The following is a 4961-nucleotide window of genomic DNA, read 5'->3' on the forward strand; positions in this document are numbered from 1 at the left end:
GCCGGTCGCCGGATCGCAAGCGACGCGCATCAGAAGCCCGGTCGCGGTGTCGGTGTAATAGGCGATCGTCCCGTCGTCGGAAAAGCAGATCGAGTTGGACACGGTAATGTCGGAGAACAGTCGGCGAAGCTCGCCCTTGAAGAACCAGTAGATCGCGCCGGCGCCCTTGCCCTCGTCCTTGCCCATCGTGCCGGTCCACAACGCGCCGCAGGGATGGACGCGGGAATCGTTGGAGCGGGTCAGCGGATTGTCGGCTTCGATCGGCGTGTGCAGCGTCAGCCTGCCGGTCGCAACATCGCGGACCTGCAGGCCGATCTCGGTGGCGATCAGCTGGCGGGCATCGTCGATGACGGCAATGGCGCTGGCCATCACGCCGAGATCATGGATTTTCAGCGCGCCGGCGAGCGGCTTTTCCAGAAGCTTGCCATTGACGATGTCGAACCAGAACAGCGTGTCGGTGCCGGGATCGTAGCTCGGTCCCTCCCCCAACTGGCAAATGTGATCGCTGAAGACCGAAACGCTGTCCATCAAATCCCTCCGAAGGCTTCGTCCCAGGCCGCGACCGCGGCGCGGGCGCGCTCAGCCACTTCATCGACGCTGGCGCCCGGCTTATAAAGGCTCGACCCCAGGCCGAAGACGCTGACGCCGACCGCTTTGTAGCCGGCAAAATCCTTGTCCGAAACGCCGCCGACGGCGCCGATCAGCGCCGTTGCCGGCAGCACGGCGCGGATCGCCGAAATGCCGCCGGCGCCGAGCACGCTTGCCGGGAAGAATTTAAGCGCCGAAGCACCGAGCCTGATCGCCTGGAAGGCCTCGGTGGGCGTGAACACGCCCGGCATCGTCACCATGCCATACTGCATGGCGCGGCCCATGACATCGGCATCGATGTTGGGGCTGACCAGCAGCCGGCCGCCGGCCTTGTGCAAGGCATCGACATCGGCCGCCGTCAGCACCGTGCCGGCGCCGACCAGTGCGGTTTCGGGGAGGACTTCCGCGATCCTGGTGATCGACGAAAACGGTTCCGGCGAATTGAGCGGCACCTCGATCGCCTCGATGCCAGCGTCGAAGACCGCCTGGCCTATTGAGATCGCCTCGGTCGGCTTGAGGCCACGCAGGATGGCGACCAGCCCGCGTTTCAATTTCGGAAAGGGTGCTGTCTGCGTCACGCGTCGCCTCCGATCATGCGGTTCTCGCGCGCGGCTTCGACAAGGCCGGCGCGCACCGCTTCATCCGCATCGACGAGCCGAAAAGCAAGACCGGCGAAGCCAAGAGCGGCGCCATAGAGCGAAGCCAGCGCGCCGGAAGCGATCAGCACGACGGGCGCTTCACTGATGCCGTAGCGCCGCTTCGCCGAAGCGATCTCGCCGCCGATCAACAGCCCGGACAGGCACGCCGCCGCCTCGTCGGATTTCAAATCTTGCAGCAGCCCGGCGGCGCGGATCGCAAACAGCTTTGACGTGACATCGCCGCCTTCGCCCAGCGCGCGCTCGCACCACTGACGGAAGAACGGACCATCCGCCGTGACCGGTGCCGGATGCTCGCCCAGCGAATGTTTCAGGATCGAATGCGCGGCCAATACCGAAAACAACTCGCCGGTCGGCCAGGTGCCGAAGCCGGCGACCGCGCCGTCCTCGACCACGACCCATTTGGAATGGGTGCCCGGCATGCAGACGAGGTGGCGGCCCTTTGCCGGCAAATTCGCGCCGGCAAGCTGCGTCTCCTCGCCGCGCATGACATCCGGGGCGTCGGCGAGGCGCTGGGCGAGGCCGGGCACGATACGAATGTCGCGGCGCTCGCCTTCGATGCGGGCGGCGCCTGCCAAGATGGCGCCGATCGGCGCAGGCACGGTGACGTATGGCGCCTCGATCCAGCCCTGGCGGGAACCCGCCATGCCGCAGATGATGACGGGCAGGGACTCCGGCGCGCCCATGGCGGCGAGATGGCCCTCCAGCACCGTCGCAAAACCTTTTTCGCGCGCCGTGATCAGGCCGTCGTCGCCGCGCCGCTCGGCGAGCAACTGACCCGCGCCGTCAAGCAGCCAGGCCCTGAGCCTGGTCGTGCCCCAGTCGAGGGCGGCGACCGCAGGCGCGCCGCTCACAGCACGCCTCCGTCGACGATCAGCATTTGCGCGGTCAGCATGCGCGAGGCGTCCGACGCCAGGAACAGCACCGTACCGACAATGTCGTCGGGCTGCATGGGCTGCTTGATGCATTGCTTGGCGACATGGGCGGCAAGCGCCTGCTCGGTGACCCAAAGCTCGCGCTGGCGTTCGGTGATCACCCAGCCGGGCGCAACCGCGTTGACGCGGATGCCGTCGGCGCCGAGCTTGCCGGCAAGACCTTTGGTGAGGCCGAGGATACCGGCCTTGGCGGCGGTATAAGCCGGCAGGTCGGGATGGTTGATGAGGTAGGACGTGGAGCTGAAATTGATGATCGAGCCGCGGCCGGCGCGCTTCATGCCCGGCGCCACCGCCTGGGCGGTGAAGAAATGCGGCCGCAGGTTGATGGCCAGGTTGTTGTCCCAGAACTCGACCGTGACATCCTTCACCTCATGGCGATCGTCGAGCGCGGCGTTGTTGACCAGCGCCGTGACATCGCCATGCGCTTTCGCCGCCTTCGCTGCCGCGGCGCGCAGCGCCTCGACGTCGCGCAGATCGGTCTTGAGATAGAGCGGACGCCGGCCAAGCTCCCTTTCCAGACGGTCGGCCAGCGCCGTGCTGGGCTTGTCGGCGATGTCGATGAAGGCGACCTTGGCGCCTTGCCGCATGAAGCCCTCGGTCAGCGCCGCGCCGATGCCGGAACCGCCGCCGGTGATCAACACCGAGGCGCCGTCGAGGTCGGCGAAACGCGCCGATGGCATCATGATTTCTGTCTCCCTTTGGCCGGCGCGCATCCTAGCCATGCCGGCCCCGGGAGCAAGGGTGAAAAGGCGATTTCGGCGGCAATATGTCTGACAAAATAGCAGCCGCGCTTCCGTGAGGCGCAGACGGGTCGGCTTGGATCGCAGGTTGGTCGATCAGATCGCCTTGGCGCGCAGCGCGCCGCGATAGGAATCGCGCAGATAGCCAAGCGTGGCGTCGGCATCGACGGGCTTGCCGAACAGATACCCCTGGCCACCCGCGCAGCCGAACTGGACGAGGCGGTCGGCCTGCGCTTCCTCCTCGATGCCTTCGGCCACAACGTCCATGCCGAGTCCTTCGCACATGGCGAGAATGGCACGGATGATGTGTTCCGAGGGGCGGTCTTCGAGGATCGAGGAAACGAAGGCGCGATCGATCTTCAGCTTGTCGAAATGGAATTCGCGCAGGCGTCCGAGCGACGACTGGCCGGTGCCGAAATCGTCGAGCGAGACGCGGATGCCGACGCGGCGCAGATCCTCGACGATCTTCTCGGCCGAAGCCGGGTCGGTCATCAGGCCGGTTTCGGTGATCTCGATCTCCAGCCGGCGCGGATCGAAGCCGGTGCGGTCGAGGATCGCCAGAATATGCAGGCCGGTGTTCTGATCGACAAGCTGCGAGGGCGACAGGTTGAAGGACAAAAACAGGTCCTTCGGCCAGTTGCGAGCCGCCTCGGTCGCCTTGCGCAGCACCAGCTGCGACAGCGGGCCGATGATGCCGCGCTCCTCGGCGATGGGAATGAACACGCTCGGCGGCACCATGCCGAGATCGCGATCGGTCCAGCGAGCCAGCGTCTCGAAGCCGATGGTGCGGCGACTGGTGAGGTCGACGATCGGCTGGAAATGCGGCTCGACCTCGCCGGCCGAGACGGCGCGGCGCAGCGCCTGCTCGATGCGGGTGACGCGCTTGGCGGCCTCCTCCATCTCGCGTGTGTAGACGACGACGCGGCCGCGGCCCGAGCGCTTGGCGTGGTAGAGCGCGGTCTCGGCCTTGTTGATCAGGATCTCTGTGGTCTCGTCGCCGGAATAGAACAGCGAGCAGCCGACCGAAGCCGACAATCTGGCGGTGCGCTCGCCGACATCATAGGGCGCCGACAGGATCTCGATCAGCATGCGCGATTTTTCGGCGGCCTGCTCCTCGCTGAACACCATCGGGTAGAGGAAGGCGAACTCGTCGGCGCCGATGCGACAGACGGTGGAGTAGCCATCCATCGAGGCACGCAAGCGCATAGCCACCTGGATCAGGATGTCGTCGCCGGCCTTGTGGCCGAACAGGTCGTTGATCGGCTTGAAGCCATCGAGATCGAGGATGCCAACGGTGAAGGGCGCGGGATCGTCGGCGCGGTCGCTGATCAGGCGATCGACCTTGTCGTAAAAGCGACGATGGTTGCCAAGCCCGGTCAGCGGATCGGTGAAGGCCAGATCCGCGTTTTCCCTGCCTGGCTGCCCGGTGCCAAACGTCGTTTGCATCATGTCCCTGTTCTGATGGGGAATTTGTAACCAGACTGGCAGCAAAGCGTTTAGGAAAGGTATCGGAAAATCGATTTTCTGAAGTTGCGAAAGGGTCTTGGCGCCATGCCTGGCGGTCCAGGGTCTTTGGCGATGGAGGCTTAAACCGGGCATTAACAGCTTCAATAAATAGTAAAGCGGCCCGGAGACGCCGGCATTGGGACCGGCATTGGCGCGGCTGGTCGGCTGGGCCCGGGCACCGGAGACAGGCATGCCGCACGAGGTCCGCAACGAGCCGGCGATCGCCGTGCTCCTGCCCTGCTACAATGAGGAGCTGACGATCGGTGAGGTCGTGCGGCGCTTCCGCGAGACGCTGTCCTCCGCGACGATCTATGTCTACGACAACAATTCGAAGGACCTGACCGCGCTCAGGGCCCGCGCGGCCGGCGCGGTCGTCGTGCGCGAACCGCGCCAGGGCAAGGGCAATGTCGTGCGCCGCATGTTCGCCGACATCGACGCCGACATCTATGTGATGGCGGACGGCGACGGCACCTACGCGCCGGAAGATGCGCCGGAGCTGATCAACACACTCTTGACCGAGCGCTCGGACATGGTGG

Annotated in this window: 6 protein-coding genes; 1 reads left to right on the forward strand and 5 read right to left on the reverse strand. The window is 65.6% G+C overall.

Annotated features, from left to right (window positions below; translation table 11 throughout):
* The 5 genes from EOA60_RS18670 to EOA60_RS18690 form a co-directional block, all read right to left on the reverse strand.
* On the reverse strand, nucleotides 1-528 hold a 528-nt coding region (locus tag EOA60_RS18670; RefSeq protein ID WP_164899396.1), incomplete at its 3' end, for an SMP-30/gluconolactonase/LRE family protein.
* Nucleotides 528-1166, reverse strand: coding sequence for a 2-dehydro-3-deoxy-6-phosphogalactonate aldolase (locus tag EOA60_RS18675; protein ID WP_095776816.1), 639 nt, complete (start codon nucleotides 1164-1166; stop codon nucleotides 528-530). The genes EOA60_RS18670 and EOA60_RS18675, both read right to left, overlap by 1 nt.
* A complete protein-coding gene (locus EOA60_RS18680; RefSeq protein ID WP_095825471.1) occupies nucleotides 1163-2098 on the reverse strand; it encodes a 2-dehydro-3-deoxygalactonokinase in 936 nt (311 codons plus the stop codon). The genes EOA60_RS18675 and EOA60_RS18680 overlap by 4 nt, the downstream gene beginning before the upstream one ends.
* The gene (locus EOA60_RS18685; RefSeq protein ID WP_095825572.1) at nucleotides 2095-2862 is read right to left on the reverse strand and encodes an SDR family oxidoreductase; all 768 of its coding nucleotides are present in this window, start codon (nucleotides 2860-2862) and stop codon (nucleotides 2095-2097) included. Before EOA60_RS18685 ends, EOA60_RS18680 begins: the two co-directional genes overlap by 4 nt.
* Nucleotides 2863-3015: 153 nt before the next feature.
* Nucleotides 3016-4365 carry an EAL domain-containing protein gene (locus EOA60_RS18690; protein ID WP_067324636.1) on the reverse strand — a complete coding sequence of 450 codons (1350 nt, stop codon included), beginning with the start codon at nucleotides 4363-4365 and terminating at the stop codon, nucleotides 3016-3018.
* A gap of 250 nt (nucleotides 4366-4615) precedes the next feature.
* Here EOA60_RS18690 and EOA60_RS18695 point away from each other — a divergent pair.
* On the forward strand, nucleotides 4616-4961 hold a 346-nt coding region (locus EOA60_RS18695), incomplete at its 3' end, for a glycosyltransferase (RefSeq protein WP_128311714.1).

It is taken from the genome of Mesorhizobium sp. M1A.F.Ca.IN.020.06.1.1 (genome assembly GCF_004023265.1).
Lineage (GTDB): Bacteria > Pseudomonadota > Alphaproteobacteria > Rhizobiales > Rhizobiaceae > Mesorhizobium.

Coding starts and splice junctions, on each gene's coding strand:
- EOA60_RS18685 (WP_095825572.1), bottom strand. CDS start 2,862: ATGATGCCATCGGCGCGTTTCGCCGACCTCGACGGCGCCTCGGTGTTG.
- EOA60_RS18690 (WP_067324636.1), bottom strand. CDS start 4,365: ATGCAAACGACGTTTGGCACCGGGCAGCCAGGCAGGGAAAACGCGGAT.